The organism is Flavobacterium sp. LAR06 (genome assembly GCF_041946075.1).
Classification (GTDB): domain Bacteria; phylum Bacteroidota; class Bacteroidia; order Flavobacteriales; family Flavobacteriaceae; genus Flavobacterium.
On the sequence record NZ_JAUTYT010000001.1, the window covers coordinates 159,465 to 184,222 of the forward strand.

General features: G+C 33.1%; 16 protein-coding genes. 6 read left to right on the top strand and 10 right to left on the bottom strand.

All coding sequences use genetic code 11. The annotated features are described in order from the left end of the window. The first annotated feature begins 45 nt into the window (after nucleotides 1–45). The 3 genes from Q7C23_RS00720 to Q7C23_RS00730 all read left to right on the top strand — a co-directional run bounded on the left by Q7C23_RS00720 (nucleotide 46) and on the right by Q7C23_RS00730 (nucleotide 4,780). On the top strand, nucleotides 46–2,712 hold the full coding sequence (locus tag Q7C23_RS00720; RefSeq protein ID WP_375030727.1) for a CHAT domain-containing protein: 2,667 nt from the start codon (nucleotides 46–48) through the stop codon (nucleotides 2,710–2,712). After that, on the top strand, nucleotides 2,664–3,104 hold the full coding sequence (locus Q7C23_RS00725) for a retropepsin-like aspartic protease (protein WP_375030728.1): 441 nt from the start codon (nucleotides 2,664–2,666) through the stop codon (nucleotides 3,102–3,104). The genes Q7C23_RS00720 and Q7C23_RS00725 overlap by 49 nt, the downstream gene beginning before the upstream one ends. Before the next feature lie 164 nt (nucleotides 3,105–3,268). After that, on the top strand, nucleotides 3,269–4,780 hold the full coding sequence (locus tag Q7C23_RS00730) for a T9SS type A sorting domain-containing protein (RefSeq protein ID WP_375030729.1): 1,512 nt from the start codon (nucleotides 3,269–3,271) through the stop codon (nucleotides 4,778–4,780). A gap of 117 nt (nucleotides 4,781–4,897) precedes the next feature. Here Q7C23_RS00730 and Q7C23_RS00735 read toward each other — a convergent pair whose 3' ends face one another. The 5 genes from Q7C23_RS00735 to Q7C23_RS00755 all read right to left on the bottom strand — a co-directional run bounded on the left by Q7C23_RS00735 (nucleotide 4,898) and on the right by Q7C23_RS00755 (nucleotide 11,797). Beyond that, complete coding sequence (locus tag Q7C23_RS00735; protein ID WP_375030730.1) at nucleotides 4,898–8,074, bottom strand: efflux RND transporter permease subunit; 3,177 nt, start codon at nucleotides 8,072–8,074, stop codon at nucleotides 4,898–4,900. Nucleotides 8,075–8,145: 71 nt separating this feature from the next. Next, entirely contained in the window at nucleotides 8,146–9,213 is a 1,068-nt protein-coding gene (locus Q7C23_RS00740; protein ID WP_375030731.1) for an efflux RND transporter periplasmic adaptor subunit, read from the bottom strand. A gap of 9 nt (nucleotides 9,214–9,222) precedes the next feature. Then, nucleotides 9,223–10,557: a TolC family protein gene (locus tag Q7C23_RS00745; protein ID WP_375030732.1), complete on the bottom strand. Its 1,335-nt coding sequence runs from the start codon at nucleotides 10,555–10,557 to the stop codon at nucleotides 9,223–9,225. Nucleotides 10,558–10,570: 13 nt separating this feature from the next. Next, nucleotides 10,571–11,170 carry a TetR/AcrR family transcriptional regulator gene (locus Q7C23_RS00750; RefSeq protein WP_375030733.1) on the bottom strand — a complete coding sequence of 200 codons (600 nt, stop codon included), beginning with the start codon at nucleotides 11,168–11,170 and terminating at the stop codon, nucleotides 10,571–10,573. 105 nt (nucleotides 11,171–11,275) lie between these two features. Further along, entirely contained in the window at nucleotides 11,276–11,797 is a 522-nt protein-coding gene (locus Q7C23_RS00755; RefSeq protein ID WP_375030734.1) for a YceI family protein, read from the bottom strand. 267 nt (nucleotides 11,798–12,064) lie between these two features. Here Q7C23_RS00755 and Q7C23_RS00760 point away from each other — a divergent pair, with 267 nt between their 5' ends. Then, nucleotides 12,065–13,039, top strand: a complete 975-nt coding sequence (locus Q7C23_RS00760; RefSeq protein ID WP_375030735.1) for a polyprenyl synthetase family protein — start codon at nucleotides 12,065–12,067, stop codon at nucleotides 13,037–13,039. Between the two features lie 77 nt (nucleotides 13,040–13,116). Here the strand turns inward: Q7C23_RS00760 and Q7C23_RS00765 are convergent, their stop codons facing one another. The 3 genes from Q7C23_RS00765 to Q7C23_RS00775 all read right to left on the bottom strand — a co-directional run bounded on the left by Q7C23_RS00765 (nucleotide 13,117) and on the right by Q7C23_RS00775 (nucleotide 18,927). Then, a complete protein-coding gene (locus Q7C23_RS00765; RefSeq protein WP_375030736.1) occupies nucleotides 13,117–14,982 on the bottom strand; it encodes a trehalase family glycosidase in 1,866 nt (621 codons plus the stop codon). Then, a complete protein-coding gene (locus tag Q7C23_RS00770; RefSeq protein ID WP_375030737.1) occupies nucleotides 14,972–16,192 on the bottom strand; it encodes a sugar MFS transporter in 1,221 nt (406 codons plus the stop codon). Before Q7C23_RS00770 ends, Q7C23_RS00765 begins: the two co-directional genes overlap by 11 nt. A gap of 95 nt (nucleotides 16,193–16,287) precedes the next feature. Next, nucleotides 16,288–18,927 carry a TonB-dependent receptor gene (locus tag Q7C23_RS00775; protein ID WP_375030738.1) on the bottom strand — a complete coding sequence of 880 codons (2,640 nt, stop codon included), beginning with the start codon at nucleotides 18,925–18,927 and terminating at the stop codon, nucleotides 16,288–16,290. 165 nt (nucleotides 18,928–19,092) lie between these two features. Between Q7C23_RS00775 and Q7C23_RS00780 the strand changes: the two genes are divergently transcribed. Both Q7C23_RS00780 and Q7C23_RS00785 read left to right on the top strand, forming a co-directional pair. After that, nucleotides 19,093–20,118, top strand: coding sequence for a LacI family DNA-binding transcriptional regulator (locus Q7C23_RS00780; protein WP_056189717.1), 1,026 nt, complete (start codon nucleotides 19,093–19,095; stop codon nucleotides 20,116–20,118). 40 nt (nucleotides 20,119–20,158) lie between these two features. Next, a complete protein-coding gene (locus tag Q7C23_RS00785) occupies nucleotides 20,159–20,512 on the top strand; it encodes a hypothetical protein (protein WP_089350062.1) in 354 nt (117 codons plus the stop codon). Between the two features lie 15 nt (nucleotides 20,513–20,527). On the opposite strand, the gene Q7C23_RS00790 is transcribed toward Q7C23_RS00785, so the two are convergent. Together Q7C23_RS00790 and Q7C23_RS00795 are read right to left on the bottom strand one after the other, a co-directional pair. After that, the gene (locus Q7C23_RS00790; RefSeq protein WP_375030740.1) at nucleotides 20,528–21,616 is read right to left on the bottom strand and encodes an alcohol dehydrogenase catalytic domain-containing protein; all 1,089 of its coding nucleotides are present in this window, start codon (nucleotides 21,614–21,616) and stop codon (nucleotides 20,528–20,530) included. Between the two features lie 4 nt (nucleotides 21,617–21,620). Continuing rightward, nucleotides 21,621–24,749 carry a lantibiotic dehydratase gene (locus tag Q7C23_RS00795; protein WP_375030741.1) on the bottom strand — a complete coding sequence of 1,043 codons (3,129 nt, stop codon included), beginning with the start codon at nucleotides 24,747–24,749 and terminating at the stop codon, nucleotides 21,621–21,623. Nucleotides 24,750–24,758: the final 9 nt, after the last annotated feature.

Here is a 24,758-nt window from a genome sequence, read left to right on the forward strand (position 1 = left end):
GAATCTCTGTGAAAAACTTTGCGAATCTCTGCGAAACAAAAAGCTATGACAAAACTATATTGCTATATTTTCATCTTCTCTACTCTGATTTTATTCGGGCAGAAATCTATTTCTCAAGAAGATAAAATTTATAATGCAATTGATGTTTTTGTTGCTCATCCTTCCGCGAAAGCGTTACAAAATTTATCCAAAACTGAAGCTGATTTCTGGAAAAATTCTAAACCAAAAACTCGCGATGAATTATTGGCAATTGTGATTTTAAATTGCAATAAAGCGTATTATGAAAACCAGTTCGGGCAAACGGAAAAAGCGATTTCGAGTTATGAAAAAGCCTGGCAAATTTATCAGAAAAAGAAACTTTCCAATTATGATATTATTGAATTTTGCCTTAAACCTTTAGGCAATTTATATACTGTTTTAGGCGATTATGACAGTGCAGAAAACACTATTAAACAATATTTCTTTATTGTCAATACTACCAAGAATTATCCTAACGCACAGAAACAAAAATTTGCTGCGATTTTGAATTTATCGAATGTGTATCAGAGTTCCGGGAAAACTTCTTTGGCTATTGAATTATTGGAGAACACTTTGAAAACAGAGAAATTATCGAATGTCCAGAAAGGAATTTTATTAAATAATCTGGGAAATAGCTATATGCTGAATTCAAATAAGTTTTTATTTGTTGTAAATTCAACTGATAATACTGAGAAATCATTTAAAGCTGCAATTCAATATTTGGAAAAAGAAAAAGGTCAATCAGAAACTTTATCAAATTGTTACAGAAATTTAGCTTCTTTAAACATAAGATGGCAAAAATACGATCTTGCTAATTCTTATTTAAAAAAGGCAGAAAAACTGTTTTTTGAAACTCCAAATCAACAACCAAGGCAAATCGCAAAATTATATTATGAAAAAGCTTTATTGCTTTTTGAGCAACAAAAATATGTTGAAAGTTCTAAAGAAATTGAAGCTGTTTTTAAAGTTTTGATTCCGAACTATAATTCAAAAAACATTCTGCCAAAACAAAATGATTTGTATGCTGAAACAGTTTTATTAGATGTTTTTGATCTACAGGCTGCTATTTTTATCAAAAAAAACCAACCCAAAAAAGCACTTTTGGCTTATCTCCTTTCTTTTCATATTGAAGATTTAATGATGAATATTTTGGTTTACGAAAACTCCAAAATTATTAGCCAGATGAGAGCAAGAAATCGTACTGAAAAATGTATTTCTATTTATGATCGATTGTATCAGGAAGAAAACAAAATTCAATACATAGAAAAAGCTTTTCAATTGTCAGAAAAAACAAAATCTGGCATTTTGCGACGTTATCGTTCGACTATTAAAAGTGTTTCTGCAGAAGAAAAATCTCTTTTAAAGCAACTTCAAAACTTAAATAATTCCATTTTAAAAGAACAGCAAAAAGGAGCGTTAGCTAATATTTCAAAAATAAATTTGGCAATAAAAAAGCAAAACGAATTGATGCTTTTATTGAAAAAAAATCAATCTAACGATTTTAATTCTTCCTCTGAAAACTTTGATTTAAAAGCTCTTCTTTCAAAACTGGAAAAAAATAAAGCGGTAATGGTTTATTATTTTATGGGTGATGAAAATTTGTTTTATTTCACTTTACAAAATCAGAAAATTAATCTCCTGCAAATTAATATTACAGATACTGCAATTCCTAAAATTGCACAATTTATAGATTATTTCAATTCAGCAGATGCTATTACAAACGATATTTCCGGATATAATAAATACGGAAAAGTGCTTTACAACATGTTGAAATTACCTCAAAACACAATATACAAAAACCTTATTATTATTCCCGACGGAATTTTAAATTTTCTTCCTTTTGAAGCTTTGATAACGCAGGAATCTTCTACAACAAATTTTGCCAAAATGCATTATTTGCTAAATGATTTCAAGATAGCGTACAATACTTCGGCTAGTTTTTATTTGAATTCAAAACCGGTTTCCAATTCAGACAAAACAGTTTTGGGCATTTTTCCCATATTCGAAAAAACGGCTTTTGAATTGACTTATTCAAAGAAAGAATTAGAATCCATCCGAAGTAATTTCAAAGGAAAATATTTAGAAAATTCAGGAGCGAGTTTTTCAAATTTCAAAAACAATGCTTCCAATTATTCCATTTTACATTTAAGTACACATGCTTCTTCCGGCGATGTTGAAACTCCGGCAAGTATTAAATTCTCTGATCAGGAAATATTATATTCTGAATTGTATAACCTCAACATCAATCCAGATTTAGTGGTTTTAAGTGCTTGCGAAACCGGAATTGGTAAACTCTACAAAGCCGAAGGCGCGATGAGTGTGGCGCGAGGTTTTCAGTTTGCCGGCGCACAAAATTTACTATTTTCTTTATGGAAAGTAAACGATTATACCACATCGGTTTTTATGACTGATTTCTATAAAAATGTCAAAAATGATGTTCCTTATTTTGAAGCCAATGCCAATGCTAAAATTGCATTTTTAAACGACAAATCGATTTCGAATGCAAAGAAATCTCCGTATTACTGGAGCTCGTTTGTGTATTACGGTTCAATATCACAGGAAGAAAAAGTATCAAATTATATCTATTACATCATTAGTTTATTGACTGTAATTGGTTTATTTTTGATACTCAATCACTATCGAAAATGGAAAATCTTCACGAGACTCTTAGGAAAAAAAATTACAAAAAAATAAAATTCAAAGTAACCAGAACACAGCATCTTTTGATAAAAGCTAAAATTAATGGTATTTTGGGGAATTTTATTCTTGATACCGGAGCTTCCAATACTTGTATAAGTTTTGAAAGTATTGAACTTTTTAGTGTTACAGCAAAAAAATCAAAAACAAAAGCTTCAGGAGCTGGTGGAACCGGTATGCGAACGCAAATTTCGGCCAGCAATCTTTTACAAATCGGAAGCTGGAAAAATGCAGATTTCAGTTTGGTCATTTTTGATCTTTCGCATGTTAATGAAGCATTGGAAGCTTATAAATCAAAGGCGGTTGATGGTATTATTGGTGCTGATGTCTTGCTTGAAGGTAAAGCAATTATTGATTACTACAATCATTATTTGTACCTAAAATTATAAATTTAAGTTTTTGAAATTTATAACTCCAAGACTTTATAATTCAAGATTTCATGTTTAAAGAAAATTTAATTTGAAGTTGTTTTTGTGAGAAAATCATTCTTTATACAATTGTAGAATCACTTTTTGTATATATTTGTTAAGTCCATTTTAACAAATCTAATACTATGAAAAAAACTCTACTTTGTTTTCTTTTCTTGTTTACTACTGTTTTTTATGCCCAGGTTACCAATATTGAACATTGTGCTGGTGATACTAATTTTGACTTAACAATTCGAAAAACAGAATTATTGGGCAATCTAAATCCTGCTGAAACCTCGATTAGTTATCATTTAAGTCTTGCAGAAGCAAACAACAATACAAATGCAATTGCAAATCCTTCGAGCTATATCAGTACTGAAAATTCTAAAACTATTTATGCCCGAATTGATAATCTTGGGACTATTACAACCAATTATTTTAATTTAATTTTAAACTCTTATTTGATTTCTCTTATAACTACAGAAGGAATTTCTTGTATAAACCCCAAAGGAACTCTTACTATTATGGGAAGTGGAGGAAAATCTCCTTATCAATATGCCTTTAATGGAGGCTCTTATAGCTCTGCTAATGTATTTACCAATTTAGAACCGGGAATGTACATGATAAATACAAAAGATGCTTTAGGCTGTGTCTATTCACTGATGGTTGCCCTTGTTGCTTATCAACCAATCATTGCAGACGTATTAAAAAAAGATGTAACTTGTTCTGGAATGAAAGATGGATCTATTACAGTAAATATATCTGGCGGAAATTTACCTTTTACTTATTCTCTTAAAGATCTTTCCGGAACACCGATAGTAAGTGAGCAATCGACAATGGTTTTCGCAAATTTAGAGGCGGGAAATTATACTGTCGAAATTACCGATGCCACTGGATGCAAAGTATTACTTCAGACCTATATAACGGAACCTACACCTTTAATTGCAGATGTTCTTGTAGAAAATCTAACAATAACCATTACAGCAATTGGAGGAAGTGGCCAATATGAATATTCCTTAGAAGGAATTAATTTTCAGTCTAATCCTGTTTTTAAAGTCCCTAATTTTGGAAATTATAAAATAACTGTAAGGGATACAAATGGCTGTGGTGTGTATGTAATTGATGTAACTGTAGACCCACCACCACCATTGATAGACGGAAAAGACGAATTAACACTTGAATTTAAACCGGGACAAACTTTAGCAGATCTTGTTGTTGAAGGCGACAACATAAAATGGTATAGCAGTCATAATCCTTTGGATAATAAAGCAGGAAAATTAGCTGCTGAAACTCCTTTACCTTTAACAACAGTACTTGTAGACGGAACAACTTATTATGCTTCGCAAACAATCAACGGAATTGAAAGTAAGGAACGACTTGCTGTAACAGCAAAATTAAATGGCAATCTTTCGACTCCGGATTTTGTTTTGCCTAATTTTAAGTCTTATCCAAATCCTATTCAACATGTTCTGAGTGTTGACAATACTTCAAACATTGATAAAATCGAAATAATTTCTATTTCCGGTAAATCTATTTTAGAGAAAAAAATCAATAACACGCATTCAGAAATTGATTTATCGAATGTTCCTTCAGGATTTTATTTCTTAAAAGTAACTTCAGAAGGTAAGACCAAAACAATTAAGATTGTGAAGAAATAAACCTAATTAAATTCCAAGATAGAAAATCTCAAATTCCAAATCTGAGAGCTTAATAAAAATAAAAAATCCCAAACTCCTTTCGGAATTTGGGATTTTTTCAATCTAAAATTAAATCAATTAATGGGTATGTTTAGGATTAAAACCATCTTCACTTAATTCTGTATGCTCATAATCGGCAACCATTTCAGCTTCGTAATCGATTTTTTCTCCTTTGCTAACTTTAGCAATTATTTTCTCCATGATGTTATAAATAACCGGAACTACAATCAGGGTTAGGAATAAAGAAGAAATTAATCCTCCGATGATTACCCAAGCCAATCCATTTTTCCATTCCGCTCCAGCTCCAGATGCTAATGCAATTGGGAACATACCAAATACCATCGCAATTGTAGTCATCAAAATCGGACGTAAACGAGCGTGATTCGCCTGAATTAATGCCGTTCTGATTGATTCTCCAGCTGCTCTTCTTTGGTTCGTATAATCGACCAGCATGATCGCATTCTTACACACCAGACCAATCAACATGATGATACCTAAAATGGTAAAGATGTTTAATGAGTTATTAGTCAAAGCCAATGCCAACATCGCACCAATAAACGAAAGCGGGATCGCAAATAATACTACGAATGGGTGAACGAAACTGTCATACAAACTCACCATTACTAAGTAAACCAAGATAATAGCGGCTAATAAAGCGATTCCTAAAGTACCAAATCCTTCAGATTGGTTCTCCTGGTCACCACCCCAGATATAGTTTACACCAGCTGGTTTTTGAAGCTTGTCTAACTTCGCTTGCCATTGTGTAACAATTGTTCCTGAAGGAACCCCAACGTTTTGTCCTTTTACAGTTACCGACGCTGATTTATCTCTACGCTCCAACTGGCTAGGTCCTGAACCTTCTGTAATTGTAGCAAATTGAGATAATTTAATTTGTTGACCAGCTGCATTGATGAAAATCAAATTACTAACATCCGTAATACTTTTTCTGTCGAATGCATTGTATCTGATGTTGATATCATATTCATATTCACCAGCTCTGTATTTTCCGTCAGTATTTCCACTAAAAGCAGTTTGCATGGTTAAACCAACTGTTTGTAATGTCAATCCTAAGGCAGCCATTTTATCACGATCTACCTTAACGTTAATCTCAGGGTTACCATCTTCAACTGTTAATTTGATCTCTGTTGTTCCAGGAATAGTACGTAATTCAGCTTCTGCTTTTTTAGCAAATGCCATAGCCGCTTCTGTTGAAGGACCTGTTACAATTAATCCTAAAGTTGCATCTTCCGCAGTACCTAAAATACCAACCGGAACTGTTTTTACTTTTGCTCCAACTAATACTTTTTCTAATTTACGTTTGATTTTTGCAGCGTATACGTTTGCATCATCTGTACGATCTTTTTGCTCGATCATTTTTACGTCAATCTCTGCTTTGTAAGCTGTAGCTTGCGACGCACCAAATCCTTCAGAAGTTTGTCCTACTGTTGTAATTTGACTGTGAACATATTCCTGAGCTTTCAAATAAGCTTCTGCTTTTTGTGTCATGAAGTTCGTTTGTTCCAACGATGCATCTTTTGGCATTTCGATTTGAACTAAGAACTCTCCACTATCAGAAGAAGCGAAAAACTCTCCTCCAATAAAACCTCCACCCATTAATCCAATTGTTGAACCAAAGAACAATACTAATACAACAATAAATGTTTTAATATAATGATCCAAACACCAGGTTAACAATTCAGAAACCCAGTTAGTGAAACGTGTTAAATAACTTTCGAAACCAAGAATAATTCTTCCAAATAAATTCTTTCCTTCGATATGCTCTAATTTACCAAAACGAGATGATAACCATGGAATAATAGTAAACGAAGCTAAAAGTGATAGTAAAGTTGATATAATTACCGTAACACAGAATTGTGTAATAATATTAGAAACCAAACCAGAACTCATCGCGATAGGCAAGAATACCACCACAATTACTAAGGTAATCGAAGTTACGGTTCCACCAATTTCTGCAGTACCATCGTATGATGCACGAATTCGGCTTTTACCCATTTCCATGTGCCTGTAGATATTTTCCAATACCACAATCGCATCATCCACAAGAATACCAACCACCAGAGATAGTCCTAATAAACTCATTAAGTTTAATGTATATCCCATTAAATAAATACCAATAAATGTTGCAATCAAAGAGGCAGGAATAGAAACCATTACAATCAACGAGTTTCTAATACTGTGCAGGAAGAACAACATTACAAATGCTACCAGAATTACCGCGATTAATAAATCGTGAACAACAGAATCTGCTGCTTCAAGAGTAAAAATTGTACTGTCTTTTGCAACTTCTAATTTTAAATGATTTTTTTCATAATCTTTTTCAAGAGTTGCAATTGTTTTCAATAATTGCTCACTTACTGCAACTGCATTTGCATCAGATTGTTTAACGATTTGTAAAACAATCGCACTTTTTTGATCTACACGAGATATTTTCTCTGCTACTTTTTGAGTATCCTGAACATCAGCAATATCACTTAAACGAACCTGAATTCCGTTTTGAGAAGAAACTACTAAGTTTCTTAATTCTTCAACACTTTTATATTTACCCGCTAAACGAATTAATATTTTTTGATTTCTGGTTTGGATATTTCCTGTTGGGAAATCTAGATTCGAACTCAAAATATTTTGTTGCACCTGAGGAATAGATAATCCGTAACCCTGCATTTTTAATGCATCAAGATTTACCTGAATCTCACGTTCCTCACCACCAATAATATTTACCTGTGCCACACCTTGTACACGAGACAAAATTGGGGCTATTTTTTTATCAATCAAATCATAAAACTCCGCCTCGTCCATTTTTCCGTTGGCACCAAGCGTCATGATTGGTAAATCACTTAGCGAGAATTTGGTTAACGAAGGTGTTTCAGCATCATCTGGTAAATCACTAATAATCGCATTGATTTTTCGTTGCGCATCATTTAATGAGAAATCGACTTTTGCATTTGATGTCAGTGTAATCGAAACAATAGATAAACTTTCGTATGATTTCGAGTCAATTTTCTTGACATTTTCTAAAGATGCAATCGCATCCTCAATTTTCTTGGTTACAGTGTTTTCTACCTCACTTGGAGAAGCTCCAGGATAAATTGTAGAAATTGTAATAACGTTTTGCTCAAATTTAGGGATCAGCTCATAGCCTAACTGGCTATAACTGAACAATCCACCAAGAGTCAGAATTGTAAACAATACAATTACTAACGACGGACGTTTTATGGATATTTCGGCTAATTTCATATATTTTGCTTTAGGCTGTAGGCTTTAGGCAATAAGCTTAATGCTTATGGCGTATAGCTTATTGCTTTAAATTATTTAATAATTTCTACTTTATTACCGTCTTGTAAGTTAATTTGACCGGTAGTAATTACTTTTTCGCCATCAGATAATCCATTGATGATTTCTACCTGATCTCCTAAAATTCTTCCCGCAGTTACTTTTCTCAATTTTGCAATACCATTCTCAGCCACAAAAATCTCGTTGCTACTTACACTTCCTACGAATGCATTTCTAGGTACAACCATTAACTGTTGTTTTTGTTGATTTGAAGCAAAATTTGCAGTTCCGTACATACCTGCTTTCAGGTCATTGTTTGTATTATTTGCAATTTCGATTTCAACAGGAAAGTTTAAACTTTCGTCAGCTTTTGCTGCAATAAAAGTGATTTTTCCTGAGAAATTTTTATCAGGATAAACACTAGCAGTTACATTGATAGTATTTCCAACTTTTAAACTTGCTACCTGATTTTCGTTTACTGTAACTACCAATTTTAATTTAGAAACATTTACGATATCAAACAATGCAGTCGCCGGCATTCCTGTTAAGATAGATCCCGGCTCAATGTATTTTTTATTGATAAATCCGCTGATTGGTGCTTTTACTCTTGTGTCTCCAACATTAATATTAGCTTGGGTTAAGTTAGACTGAGCATTTGTTAAAGCCAATTTTGCCTGATCTAATTGTTGTTTTGTAACACCACCTGTTTTAAAAGCATTTTCATATCTCGCATAATCTGATTTTGCATTTGCATAAACAGCCTGTGCTTGTTGTGCATTTACATTGATTACATCACCTCTCATTGTCAATAAAGTTTGACCAACTTTTACGTAATCTCCTTCTTTTGCCAAAACGCTGATTACTTTTCCTGATTTCTCAGCAGAAAATGTCAACTGTTGGATTGGTTGAAAGTTTCCGTTTGCAACGAAGTCTAATGAAACTTCTTCTGTCTTAACAGGAGAAATTTTTACTGAAACCGCAGCATTTTTCTCAGCAACAATATCTGTTTTCTCTTTATTCTCCTTCTTATTATTATTTAAGATATATCCAATCACCCCTAAGGCTGCGATTATGATTACGATTGTTATAATAGTTTTCTTCATTGTAATTAGTTATTTAATAAGAGTTTTTAGTTCGCCTTTTGATTTGATTAGTGTTATCTCAGCAATTTTGTAATTTAAAACTGCTCTTGTAAAATTATTTTGAGCCTCAAGAGATTCATTTTCAGCATCTAATAAATCGGTTAATGATGCTAATCCCTGAAGGTAATTGTTTTTTGTATCGCTTAAAATTTCTTTAGCTAAACGCATGTTTTCCCTTTGATTGTTAATCGTGATAAGGTTGTTCTCAATTTGAGCCATTGCATTTCTGTAATCCAAATCAAGTGAAAGTTTGGTGTCTTTAATATCTTCTTGAAGTGATCTAATTTCAACATCTGCCTGTCTTACTTTAGCACGAGTACCGAAACCTGTAAAGATTGGCACATGTAAATTCAATCCAATTGCAGAGTAATCAGACCAATAAACACCATCTTTTGGTTTAGCGAAAAGAGGCATATCAGGACCTTGCCCTATATAATTATAACCAGCAACCAAATTTAATGTTGGGTAATACAATGCTTCAGTAGCTTTCTTATTAAACACTAATAATTCTTCTTGTTTTTTCAAAAGCAAATATTCTGTTCTGTTTTCAACATTAGGAACTTCAGTTAAGGCAGCAGGAACCACTTCAAATTCTTCTTTTGGAATCTCGATTTGAGCTTCAATAGGCATTCCCATATAAAACTTCAAAGCATTTTCCTGTAAAGTAATTTGATTTTTAATTTGCTGACGCTCAGTATCAATGTTTGACATTTTAACAATAATACGGTCTAAATCAATTTTTTTAGCCAAACCATTGTCAAACTGACCTTGTACGATATTGCGAACTTTAGTCGTATTAACGTAGTTACTATCTAATAAAATTAATCTTTCACGCTGTACATATACTCCATAGTAGTTATTTGCAACTCTTTCAATAACCTGCTCCTCTGTTAACTGATCGTTTATTTGATAAAATTCACGTGTAGATTTAGCAGCTCTCAAACCTGTAAAAACAGATTGGTCAAACAATGCCTGACTTAAAGAGATTCCTGCTCCGGAAGTCCATTTTTGACCAAAAGTAGCCTGAATAGAAGTTCCCGGCTGACCAAAAGATCCTCCATCGATTACACTGGTTTGCAGAATAGGATTATAAGTTAAACTTGCGTTACCAGAAATTTGTGGTAAAGCTCTTGAGCGAATTTCCTGAATTTGATACTCACTATTTTCAACCTGTAGTTTCGATTTTTTAGCATCCGCTTTGTTTTGCAACGCGTATGTAAGAGCCTCTTTTAAGGTTAGGGTTTTGACTTGTGCGTTGGCAGTCAAGCCAATTGAACACAAAAATATAAGAATTATTCGTTTCATATAGATTGATTAATTAAGTACTAATTTTTTTAAGTTGTTTTTCTAATTCGATTATTCCCTTTTCGGTCGCCATAGCTCTGGTATGATACTCCAACGCTTCTAATTCTATTTCTTGCGCTTCCCTTTCAGAGATTGTAGTTTCATTAATGTGAAAAATTAACGTATAATAAAACTTCACATAGATATCAATATTTAAATCTTCACGATACAATCCTTCACTAATTCCCTTTTCTATGTTTACTCTAAAATATTGGGTGCATTGTTCAATTTCATGCGATAAAACATTTTGATAAATTTCCGGATAATGCTTTTTCAGCTGATAAATGGGTGAAGTATCCATATTATTTTTAAACATATCCCGAAACATCTCTCTTATTTCAAAATTTTCATGAATGGAATTGTAATCTTTAGCTACTATGGTATCGATTATTTCATGCACCTGTCTGTGAACCATCGAAGTACTTTCTTCAATCAGAACTTCTTTATTACAGAAATATTTGTAAATCGTTTTTTTCGAAATACACATTTCTCCTGCAATATCATCCATCGTAACACTTTTAAAACCGAGTTTTAAAAACAACTCACTCGCTTTTGATATGATTTTCTCTTTCATTTTAATTCAAATTGCATTACAAATATAATTAGGAAACTAAAACTTAAAAAATAGTTTCCGTTATATTTGTAATAATTTTACATTAATTTATTCAATATGTAAGATTTATATGCTAAATTCAAGATTTGCAATAAGTTTGATATCTTTTCCTAATGCTAATCCCCCGTTGAAATTAAATGCATTATAGTCTAAACCAAAGTCCTGACGTTTAATATCTCCCTTAATTTCAAAAGCAACTTTTTTCTGTCCGTTATAAGAATTGATACCAATAAATTCTGCATCAAGCTCAACTACTTTTGTTACATCTTTTATAGTTAAATCTCCCTTGAAAAAATTGATGTTATCATTAATTTTCTGAAAGGATGTCGATTTAAAACTGATAATAGGATGCTCATTTACATTGAACAAATCATTCAACTGCATATGAGAATCGATGTGTTGAAAACTATCATTTTTATTATTAATATCTAATGAGAATTCGACCGAAGCATCTTCGATTTCATTGTCTTCAATATTAACGTAACCGTCAAATTTATTTGTAGTTCCTCCTAAATAGGCAATAATCGAATGTCTCATTTTAATCAAAACATCTGATTGGCTAGAATCTAAGGTCCATGTTGTTTTCATAACTTTTTGGTTTTGTTTAGTTTATAATCTGTCTAAACTTCATACGGAAACTTTTATAGTGTTCTGAGTTTCCGATTAAGAGTGCAAATATAAACAGGAAACTCTAAACACCAAATAAGTTTCCAAGTTTTTTTTAAAATAATTTAACAGATTAAAAACGAGGTCAATTTTAACTGATTTTTAATCTTAGTTAGCATTTAAATTTTAGCACAACATATTTCATATTTGAATTGTATCTTTGAGCCTCGTAAATCAGAATTTCATTTTATGCACGATATTAGTCAGTACCAGGAATTTTTCATTAATTATTTAGAAAACCAAAGCATAGACAAAGAACCCAAGAATCTTTATGAACCTATTACCTATATTTTAGGGCTTGGCGGAAAACGAATGCGTCCCGTACTTACCTTAATGGCTTCAGAAGTTTTTGATGCCGATTATAAAATAGCGCTTCCAGCTGCAATGGCGGTTGAAGTTTTTCATAATTTTTCGTTAGTTCATGATGACATTATGGATGATGCGCCTTTGCGAAGAGGGCAAGTTACCGTTCATGAAAAATGGAATATCAACACCGGAATTCTCTCTGGTGATGCGATGTTAATTCTGGCTTACCAGTATTTTGAACAATACGAACCAACGGTTTTTAGGGATTTAGCGAAATTATTCAGCAAAACGGCTCTTGAAGTTTGTGAAGGACAACAATGGGATGTTGATTTTGAAGAAAGAAGTAATGTTACTATTCCCGAATACCTGAAAATGATCGAATACAAAACAGCTGTTTTAGTCGCTGCGGCCATGAAAATGGGTGCTATTGTATCGAAAACTTCTGAAAAAGAGGCAGATTTGATTTACGATTTCGGACTTAATCTTGGATTGGCATTTCAGTTACAAGATGATTATTTAGATGCTTTTGGAGATCCTGAAACCTTCGGAAAACAAGTTGGAGGAGATATTATCGAAAACAAAAAAACGTACTTATATCTAAAAGCTCTTGAGTTTTCATCTGATGAAAAAGCAGCAGAATTACGACAGTTATTTGGATTGCAATTAGAAGACAATTTAGAAAAAATAGAAACTGCGAAAGCTATTTTTAATGAATCAGGAGCTTCAAAAGCGACACAGGAAGCGATAGAAATGTATACTTTTAAAGCTTTTGAAACTTTAGAAAAAATGGATATTAATGTCGAAAAGAAAAATATTCTGAGAACTTTCGGTGAAAATTTAATGGGAAGAAAAGTTTAGTTTTTTTTGCCACGAATTACACATATAGCAAACCCGACAGGTTTTAAAAAAACCTGTCGGGTTTGTCATTTTAGAAATTAAAACAAATCATCCGGATCAACTAAAGCTGATAATTTTTGCTTTAAATCCTCTTCTAAAATTGTTAAACCGTATTGAAAAGAAGCATTCATCCATCCAAAACCTTCTTCCGTTATATAATCAAACTCGGTTCCTACGTTTCCATATTCGGCAAAAATCTTGTGAGAACTGATCGATAAATCAAACTTCTCCGGAATAGTTCCGTTATAATCGACCGCATTTCTGGCAATCAGCCAAAGCCAGCGATACACCATTTCTTGTGCTTCTTCGTTAAAATTATAATTTAGCAAACCTTTCCACAAAAGCATTTGATGCGGCGCCCAGCCAAAAGGATAATCCCATTGTCGTATTGGTGAATTCTCATCCAGATTGGCAATAGATTCTTTTGTGCTTCCGGCAATTCCACCTTTCATTTTAAATCTTGGGAGTGCCTTTTTTACCAAGATTTCTGCTTGTTCAGGCGTACTTATTTTCGCCCAAAGTGGATAAAATGTTGTCGCAGCTTCAAAGAAATGCTGCTCCTCCGTTACAAAATTATAATCAAAATAGATTCCGTTTTCAGGATTCCAGCACATTTTATTGATCTTTTCTTTTCTGGAAACGGCTTTTGAAATCCAATATTCACTCGAATAAGACTTATCTTCAAAATATTGAAATTCGTTTTTAAAATATTTTTTGATTAAAAAAGCTATATCTGTTTCATATTTATAAAGCAAGCTATTGATCGCAACCGTATTTAAATTAGCGCAAATTCCGACCAACCTATTTGTTGTATCGTGACCACTTTCTCGCATGCTTCGATCATGAATAAAATACTTATCAAGTTCTGCGTCTACCACTTCTCTTTCGAGATATTTCTTTTCAAATTCACGCGTAGACAAATTATATCTTGGCGCATATTGCTCCAGAATATCATCAAAATGCCCTTCTTCTACCTCAAACGGAAGCCCGATTCCTTCTGCTTTATAACGATTCAATCCATTTGCGGTAAGTCGTTTTCCTTCTTCCATCCAAACGGTTTGATATTCTTTTATGGCGGTTTTTAAATGTCTTTCAATCCAAAAAATATCCGGATTCGAACTTTCTAAAACATCCATAATTAGGGATGTATATAAAGGCGGTTGTGTACGTGTCAAATAATAACTTCGGTTGGCATTTAGAATTTTTCCATAATGATCAATCTGATATTTAAAGTTTTCTGCAATACCCAATGCAAGATCAATTTTGTCATCGATTAAAAGTCCTTTTGCAATAAAATAACTGTCCCAGCCATACATTTCATTAAATCTTCCACCCGGAACAACAAACGGAACTCCTGAAATTTCATTGTTCTTAATTTGAAGAGCCAATGCCAGAATTCCGGGTTGTTTATTAAGTGATAAAACATACTCAGGTGAAATACTTTTAGGCATTTGAACCACTTTTAACTTTGGTGTTGTGGCTTCCAATTTTTTGAAATAATCAAAAACAATTTCATCTCCAAAAGGAACATATAAATAAGCTATTTCATTTTCAATCTTATTATCTTCCAGAATTTTCTTTACACCATTTGCATCAATTGTTCTCGTTAAACCTTTCCAATAGAGATTTTTTATTTTTCTAGAAATCCTTTTTACAGGATCTTCGGTAATTTCGTTTAGATTGATTTCGGCGAAATCTATATTGTTTTTTTTCGCCAGCGCCAATTCCTGCAATAAATTTGAAAGCTGATAAGTCCCTTCAATAATAGCCGGATTTCCATCTACATCATACAGCAAAAATCTTTTTGGACCATTATCATCAATCGTTATTTTTTTATCGCCATCAGTATCTTCCTGAGTCAATAATTTTTCGATCGTTTGGGTTATATGTAATTTAAATTTCATCTTTTGCAGTTATTTTTTTAAGAATAAAAAAGGATATCAGTAATAATGACATTGGAATTAAGGTAAAATAAAAAGCTTTTTCCGGTCCTTCATTTTTAAACAGCCAACCCGTTATTCTGGAACCTAATGTTCCGCCAAGAGCCGAAAAAATTACAATTAATCCGGTCATTGAACTTTGCAGATTTTTAGGCAGAGCACTCAAAACAATCGAATTTAACAGCGGATAAATAGGCGCAATAAACAATCCGATTAAAGGAAATGCAAAGCCAATTAAGGGAATATCCGAAAGTGTATTGATGCTTTTTACTTCTAAACCTACTGTTTTTGGAAGTACAAAAATGACAATCAGCATGGCAGAAAGGATACAAAAACTTAAAACCCAAATCCAATTTACTTTTTTGGTCACAATCCCGGCAATCAATCTTCCTATTGCTAAAGAAATAGCCAAAATACTAGCCATCATAATGCTGATATTTTCCGGCAGATGAAGCACTTTGGTATTGAATGTTGGCAGCCACGACAAAATTCCCTGCTCTATCATTACGAACAAAAAGACACTTATTACAAAAATAACGGTAAGCAATTTTGCCATTAATTTGAACATTTGCATGAAATCGTCTTTGAGATTTGCTCCTGCCGAAACTTCAGGCTCTTCAAATTTTACAAAGAATAAAAACAAGAACGAAAGCAGTGATAATCCTGCCAAAAACCAATAAACATTTAGCCAGGAATTAGGATCATTTTCGTTATTAAAAGCCGGAAATAAGAAATAAGCCAATGCAATTCCGACCATAAAAAACCCTTCGATACTGCTCATTAAAGCATTGTGTTCTTTCTTGGTTTCGGTCACAGTTCCTATTAACGAATAAACCGAAACTTTGATCAAAGCAAAGGATACTCCAACTGTCGCAAAAAGAATTTTGGCATTGTCAAAAGAGTTCCCAAAATACATAGAAATACAAGCCAAAGTAACCAAACCTAACCCAATAAGCATCGATTTTCTATAGCCAATTCTTGGTAAAAAAGAAGCTATAAAAAAAGATACAATGGCAATTGGCATGTCTTTAAAAGCTTCTAAAATACTAGCCTGAACTTCATCGACTCCGTAATTTTTCTGCGACTTTAAAATCACAATACCTACACTATTTAATAAAATAGCAAAGACAAAATAATTAAGGTAAAGCGATATTTTGATTCCTATGTTTTTCATTTTTTACTTGTTTGTCTATGCTTTGTGGTTACGGTGTGAGAGACGCACTGCTGTGCGCCTCTACAATACCGCATACCCTTTGATTTTATATGAATTTAGAAATTAATCGCTACAGAAAATCTAAAAGCACGTCCTAAAATTGGTCTTGCCATAAACACATCGCTTGCGGCAGATGTTGTTTGTCTTGGATCTCCTTCGGTTAAACCAATTTCATTAAATAAGTTCGAAGCATCGACTGCAAAACGAAGATTATTATAAGTATAATTCAACCCTGCACCAACTTCTTTATATGCCGGTAAAACTTGTCTGTTATCCTGATTTGTGAATTTTTTATCGTAATAAGAAAACTGAACATATGCTGTAAAATCTTTTGTGATGTCTACTTCCGGCCTTAGGTTACAGAAAAATTTAGGGATTCTTCTCGCTGTATTCCCGTTGAAATCAAAAGTAGAACCGTCAGCATTTGTTCCTGTAAAATTATCATATTCCGGTTTTTGAACAGTAAATGTAAAGTTCAGTTTAACCATTTCATATCTTGCATTGGTTTCAACTTCAAGACCAATATTGTTTACGTCTGCAAATTTATTCTCAGAACTTCCGTCAGATAAAATATCAGTAAAAGCCACATTTTTCAAGTTCATGTGAAACAAATTCGCATTCACATTGAAGAATGAATTAGAATATTTATAACCCAATTCGAACTGATTTACTTCTGTGTTTTCTAACTTGCTTAAATCGGCTGCATTATCATAAAATGACTCTTCAATTGGAGATCTGAAACCGTGGCTGTAACGAACATAAGAAGCCATGTTGTCGTTGAATTTGTAGTTTCCTGCAGCAGTATAAGACCATTCGCTCACATCATATCTCCAGTAAGTATAAGGATTTCCTTTTACCGTTGTCACCGCATCGTCGGCTGTATTGTTATCTAAAATTCCTAAATCTTCAGCAAAAAATCTGGCGTTATCTCTGTATCCTGAATACTTGTCTTTATTGTATCTCAAACCAGCGTTGAAGGTTAGATTATCAGTAGCTTTAATTTCTGCATCAGCATAAATATCATTCAAAAGTCCTTTAGTCTGAGCATCTCTTTCCAACCAGGTAATTCTTTCTACACCATTCCAGGTATGATCAACTCCGGTTGTGTTGTCTTTTACGTTTAACAATCTCGGATTATCTGAAACGCCCACTAAATACGAATTCCAGTTCCAGTATTGATTCGATTTCCAGTTAGAATAATAGTAACCGGCAGTCAATTGTACAGGATCTAAATCAAAAGAAAAAGAGAAATTATTCGCAAAATTGTTCATCTTTTTCTCGATATGCCAAAGATCTGCTCTCATAATTAATGCATTTGGATCAAGAGTTTGCCCATTGTCTACATAAGAATACGTTAAATTACTGGCTGTTGTATTTTGAACTCCTGTTGCATAAGCGTCTTGTGTCCAAGGACCTCCATTAGGGAAAATGGCATTATAATTTAAATCAATATTGGTTTGTTTGAAGGCATTCTTGAAGGTTACTTTCTCCGATATTTTCTTTTTAAATTCAGCTCCAATTGAGTTTATAATTGGATGAGAGCCATCTTCTAAATCAGCAGTAAAAGTTCCGCCGCCATATTGAGGTACATTTAAATGACTGAAATTTACTGAAGTCAAAGTTCCGTAATTCGGATTAAATCCATCAATACCTTCAATTTTTCCATTGTTGCTTTTTAAAGGAATTGGCAAATAGAATGTATTTCTGTCATCAAGATGTTTGAAGTTTACTCTTAAATAATCGCTATCATCAAATTTATATGTAAGATTTCCTTTGATTTGTCCTCCTTTATTGGCTGTAAAACCAGTATTTCTTACTCCATTATCGGCTCTGTAAAAACCTCCTACATTAAAGAATAATTTATCCTGAATTAGAGCACCAGACAGGTTAAGGTCTGTTCTGAACATTCCGTAATCTGAAGTTGTGAATTTGGCTCTTCCCATAAATTCATTCTGACCTGTTTTTGAAATAAAGTTGATAATTCCACCCGGAGCATTATTTGCGAAAATTGATGCAGAACCTCCACGAACAGCTTCCATTTTACTTACCGTTTCGTCTAATCTGTAAAATGTATCGGCATTTGCAAATTGCAAAGCTCCATCTTCAAAAACCGGTAAACCATCTTCCTGAATCTGCACATATTCGTAAGCTCCTGCTGATGGAATTCCTCTTGCAAAAAGGTTATTTCCAATTTCTCCTCCAGATGCTTCAACCACAAATCCGGGAATTGTCTGCAACAAAGCTGCTGTACTTGATGGCGCTCTGTCTTCGATTGCCTTCGCCCCCATTGTCGTAATAGCAACACTCGATTCAAGCTTTGATCTCGGACTTGATGATCCGGTAACTACAACTTCTTTTAAACTTTGTGATTCGCCTTCAAGAAGTAAATTTACTTCCAAAGATTCTCCTTCTTTTATTGCAATTTTTTTCTCGAAAGTTTTATAACCCACATTTGTTGCAATAATGGTGTAAGTTCCAGCTTCGATATTTGAGAATGAATATCCTCCGTTTTCATCCGTAATAGTGCCTTTTCCTGTTTCTTTAATAGATACATTAGCACCGGGAATCGTTGCTCCACTGTCATCGAATACTTTTCCTGAAACAGTGTTTTTTACCTGCGCAAACAGGTTATTGGGAACAGAGATTAGGCACATTATTAAAAATAATATACCTAAATAAGATTGTTTTGATTTCATTTTTTTTTGGTTTAGTTGGTAAAGTTTTCTTTTTATGATTGTAAACTTAATCACTAATTACCACCAATTTAAGAATTAGAAATCGAAAACGTTTTCGAAACGACCTAAAACGTTTTCGAAACTAAAAATTTTATCAATGCAGTTTATTTTTAGTACTTTTATTTCATGAATGATACTAAATTAATAGATATAGCCTCGGCACTCGGAATTTCGGTTACAACGGTTTCAAAGGCACTAAAAGGCTATACAGATATTAGTAAAGCCACCCGTGCCCGCGTTATCGAAATGGCGGAGACAATGAACTATATGCCCAATTCTGTTGCGGTAAACTTAAGAACCAATGAAACAAAAACCATTGGTGTCATTATTCCGGCGACGGTTCATCATTTCTTTTCCAGTGTATTGAATGGTATTTTAGAAGAAGCAGAAAAAAGAGGTTATTTGGTCATTATACTACAATCAAACGAAAAATATGAACTTGAGAAAAAACAGCTTGCTTTATTGATTCAGAAGCGCGTTGATGGCGTTTTAATGTCGCTTTCGAATGAAACTGATGATTTTACTCACATTAATGAAGCCATTCGAAAAAACACCCCGGTTGTTTTATTTGATAAAATAGCAAAAAGAGTAGATTGCTCCAAAGTAGTAATCAATGATGCCAAAGCCGCTTATGATGCTGTTACCTATCTTATCAATAAAGGATATAAAAAAATTGCACACTTTAGAGGTTCGTATGTTCCTCAAAATTCTATTGATCGTTTTTTAGGATACAAAAGAGCGCTTGAAGCTCATGGAATCGAGTACGATTCAAAACTGGTTTATGTTTGTGACAACAATACCGATTTTGAGGATGGTTACGAAAATGCTCAAAAAATAATGACCGAACATCCGGATATTGATGCCATTTTTGCCATTACAGATTTGGTAGCCATCGGGATTATTAAATATTTTAATGAAGCGGGAATAAAAACACCGGAGCAAGTTGCCGTTTTCGGATTTAGTAACTGGTTTATGAGCACCGTTATTTCACCAAAATTAACGACCATTGATCAGCCCGGATTTGAAATGGGGCATCAGGCAGTTTCTCTTTTAATTGATGAAATAGTAGACATAAAAGAGCATCGTCCGGTAACACATCAAATTATTGAACTCCCTACAAGAATCATTGAAAGAGAATCGACAGTTAAATGATTTTTTAGTTTTAACTTTGCGTCAATCTTAAAAAGCATCAATGTTTCCAATTCCAGAAAATACCGATTTTTTATTGGCTGATGCCGAAAAAGAAAACCTATATCTCAACCTGATCGAACAAATCAACAAGGATTTTAATTTAGCTAATGAAGGAATCGATTTTCCGTTAAGCATTTCTCCAGACGAATTAAAGATTCAGCTTCACGAAAAAATCTACCGAATGATTCAGTACAAATTCGCTGAATATTTGAATCTTCTTTATATTATTGATGTGTCAGAAAGTGAAATTAAAAAACTAGACGGTTCTGATTTAGTTATTCTGGCTGAACAGGTTTCCTTTTTAGTTTTAAAACGAGAATGGCAGAAGGTTTGGTTTCGGAATTACTATAAATAGACTTTGCTTCCCGGGTTAAGTATATTGATAAACCACCTTTCCAAATTTATCAGATCCCAGATTATAGGTTTTAGTGATAAAATCAGATAAAGAATCACTATCCGTAAAAACAGAATCGATCTTGAGCTTATTTGTTTTATACGTTTCCATACCTGTCACCAAATCCTCAGTTGTTCCTAAACAATTACCAATAAAGCTAACATTACGAATCATTAGATTAGCAATTAACAAAGGTAAATTTGTCGGTTTTATATTTTTTATTTTATCTGATGACTGATTAAAAATACCACAAGTCAGGTACCGCGCATTCAAATTTAATTTTGAAGACAAAATACTCAAATAAGTATCTGAAAAGGCATCAAAAACTACATCAAAAAGTAATTTTCCGGATATTTTATTGTCTTTTATTGAAAAAACATCTTTAATAAAAGGAAAGTGATCACGCACTATTTCAGTGTTTTTTCCTGAATAAGATAATCCATAAACATTGCAATCCAGGTTCCAAAGCGCATTCAGTAAAAAGAAAGAAGTGTTGGACGTAATTGAGGTTACCAATACGTTATCTCCTTTTTTGATATTGGCTTTTCTTATCATTGCATTGGCAGTTTGCGTTCCTATACTAAGTGCTCCGGCTTCGACACTGGAAATATAAGCCGGTACCTTGATTAATTTCCCCCAATGATATATTTCATATTCTTTGCTGGAATGATTAGAGGGAATTCCCGCTACAGCTCCATTTTCAGATTCAGGATAGAAGCAATTTCCTATCACCAAATCACCCACTGCGAATGCGGTTACATTTTTACCAATAGCTGCCACATGTCCTGAAAAATCCGATCCGATGGGATAAAAAGTATCGTTTTTTTCAGCGTTTAATTGTTGCCATGCACCTTCAATAACACCTAAATCTCTATAATTTAAAGAAAAACTTGATTTTTTTACTAAAACAAGATTCGCGTATTGAGCAGAATCAGCTTCAAAATTAGGAGGATTTCCTTCAATGAAAGCAATAGGAATTTTTAAGTTATCAATTTCTATTAAATGTTTTTGGCTGTCTTCGATTTTATCAAATAGAGAAGACGTTACTACTGCTAATGCTCTCATAATGTTAGTTTATTAGTTCTGCTTTTTCTTTAAGCGGTTTGTTTGTATGCAGTTGTTTACTGTAATATTTATACAAATAATCATAAACAACCATTTCGTGTGCTCTTTGTTTGGTTATAAAAATTCGGTTACAAATCATGTGTACATAACTTAACATGATATTATAAAGTGGTGTTGGAAGACGATCTTCATTACTGATTCTTTTTATTGCGGCAACAGCATTGGCACTTTTTGCTGAACGTTCTTTAAGAATTTCAGTTAAAGGCTCATACATCTCCTCAATATTGTTTCTATCTAAGAAAGCTTCAATTTCAGATTCATGATTAACAAACATCTCATTGATTTGTTTGTTAAGTTTTCCTGAACGATTAAATTCTTTTCCAAAACTGGTTTTAGCCAAATTAAACAATTTGATTCTTGCTTCAAGACTGATATTGAAATCGTCTAAAAAGTGATCCATAGACAATAGAGCAAACAGCCATCTTATTTTTTCTCCGGAATCTCCTTCAATCATATCAATAAACTGCAAAGTACATTCGCTGTCATTGTGAAACAAGGTTTCGGTTTCCTCAATAGCCTCGTATCCATATCTTTGCAACTCTCTAAGATAATTATCTGTTTGTGTTTTCCAGATGATTTTCATTTTTTCAAGAGGTTCGATATGCGTTTTAACAATTTGAATACACTCTGTAAAAGAATCGATCTTTTTTAGCAAAACACGGAATCTGACATGGTGACCCTGAGCGTCGTGATAGCGAATAAAAAACCATTTATCGATTAAATCATTTGATTCTAATTCCTGAACAATTGGATTTATTGCTCTGTTCAGTACCTCTTCGCCTGCTCTCTCTCCGCAATAAAATTTATAATAAAGCCACTTTTCTCCTATCGAAAATGAAGAAATTACATTTGCTTTAGACTCTTTCGATACAAACTGAATAGCATCGGCAGCTACTTGTTTTTGATCGATATTTTTATGTGCTGTAAAGATTATTTCATTACAATATGTACCTGTTATAGTGTCTTCAGTGAATAAAAATTCTTTTAACTGAACGAATTTTTCTCCTTTAAGCATATAGTAAAAAACATTACAGCTTAAATTATTGTTGAAATTAATAAGGACTTCATTATCTCCCTGAGTGAAATAGACAAGATCCGGAATCTTTCTTTTTGCTATAAAATTTTGAATAAATTCAACGTTTTTTGATTCGCTAACAGCCAAAATACTTTCAATTTCTGTTTTATTGATATTCCAGGTAGCTCTGCTTAAAACTGCATCTTTGTACGTTACTCGTGGTAAAAAATCAAACTGATTTTGAAGTGCACCCCAATTAAATCCAAATCCAAAAGAGCTTTGATTTTGAAGATCACAAAGAAAATGATAGATCGGCAATGCATTTGTACTAAAGTTATGTGCATTACTAAGTCTTGGAATAATTTCTTTATTGAGTCTTTTAGAGCGCAAAACGATTTTTCCTCCTTTTACTGAAACATACAGATCATCAATCATAATTTGATTCTCTTTGTCTACAGATGCATTTCCTAAATATGGAATTTCATATTCTCTTTGGAAATTTCTGTACAAAATGTTCCCTGTTCTTGCCTGAGGCAAATGCACTATTTCAGCAATAATTTTATCCGGCTGTAGTTGGTTCTCAATTGTAGTTACTTCATTGCATAAATCTAAAATTCTGGTATCTAAATGGCTAAATCTTCCAATTAACCCGTTTGCAGATGGACCACTAGCCGTTTTTAAATTGATTTTTTCAACTCCATTTTCATGAAAAACATTTACAAATGCTGAAAAAGTATCAGGATATAAAGATTCATTTTCTTCAAATTTATTGACTTCTTCATCGGTAATTTCGATAGACTGAAGATTATTTTTTGTAGCCTGAATCAATTTTTGGAATATGAATATTTTTTTTGCATCCATTGAAATCTGATTTACCTCAGACTGTTCGCCATTGATTTGCAATTCATCAACCAAAGGTGATTTTGCTCCAGACTGTCTTCCGTAGCCAATACCAATGTCCGGATCCAGAACACTTACTAATGGCTGCTCATACTCTTCAAAACGTTCCTGGAATTTTTTCTTAAATTCATTTAAGCTGGTATTGTTGTATTTTGACTGCAATTTATTTAAAACAGTTAACGCAGGACGTAAATTTTTCAAGGTTTTAAAGCTGATGGAACCATTTTCTATCTTTCTGAAACTATCAACCTGAAATAATTTTGAAACATCAACGTGATTTAATTCTTCGTTTACTAATTCATGAATTTCAGTATATAAAGCAGGATCGTTATTATTATTTTTATCAAGGGTATTGATTTTTGTTTTTAGATTCGTAATTAGTTCTTTGATGACCTGAGCTTCATAAAAATCAAATCGTTTTTCCGAAAATATTTTTACTAATTTATCCAGATAATCTTCGCCGGTTATTGTAAACTCAAGTTCGCTTACAATAAATTGACTTTGAATAAGAGTATTGATAAATTCTTTGGCCTCTTTTTCTGTAATTTCATCTGAAATTAAATGATTTACCAATTCGTTTAACAAAACCCCGTTTTTAGCTTTCTCGAATAGTTGTTCCAGATATTCGCTGATTTCTACTTCAGAGATTTTATGAAACCTAACATTATCTTTGAAATAGTACTCTACATATCTGTATTTATCAAAAACGGTATAAATTGAGTTGTTGCTATAGTATTTTAAAACTCCTTGTATAGCATCATTTTGCAAAATGACAGGTAAAAAGCTTCCTAAGAAATACATGTCAAATTTAGTAAACCGGCCAAAAGCACTCTCCGCAATATTCAAATCTGTTTCCGGCTTCATATCTACTGCTGACACAGCGGCAAACATTCCAAAAGGCGTACTTCTGTTTGACAAACGGGAAACATATTTGTATAAAGATCCTTTTAGGTTTTTTAAGTCATCTTCGTTCTGAAAAGCTTCTCCTTTTTCCCAAGATAAAAGTGCCTTGTAGATGTTTGGTGAGCCAATAAATAGTGCTTCTCTGTTTTCTTTTTTGGAGAAGATTTCCTGAATCTTCTCCCACGTAATATCCACTTGTTTTTCTGCAATTGGAGTTCTTACGATAGCTGTTTTTGTAAAAGAGTAATTTTTCATTTTTGTTAA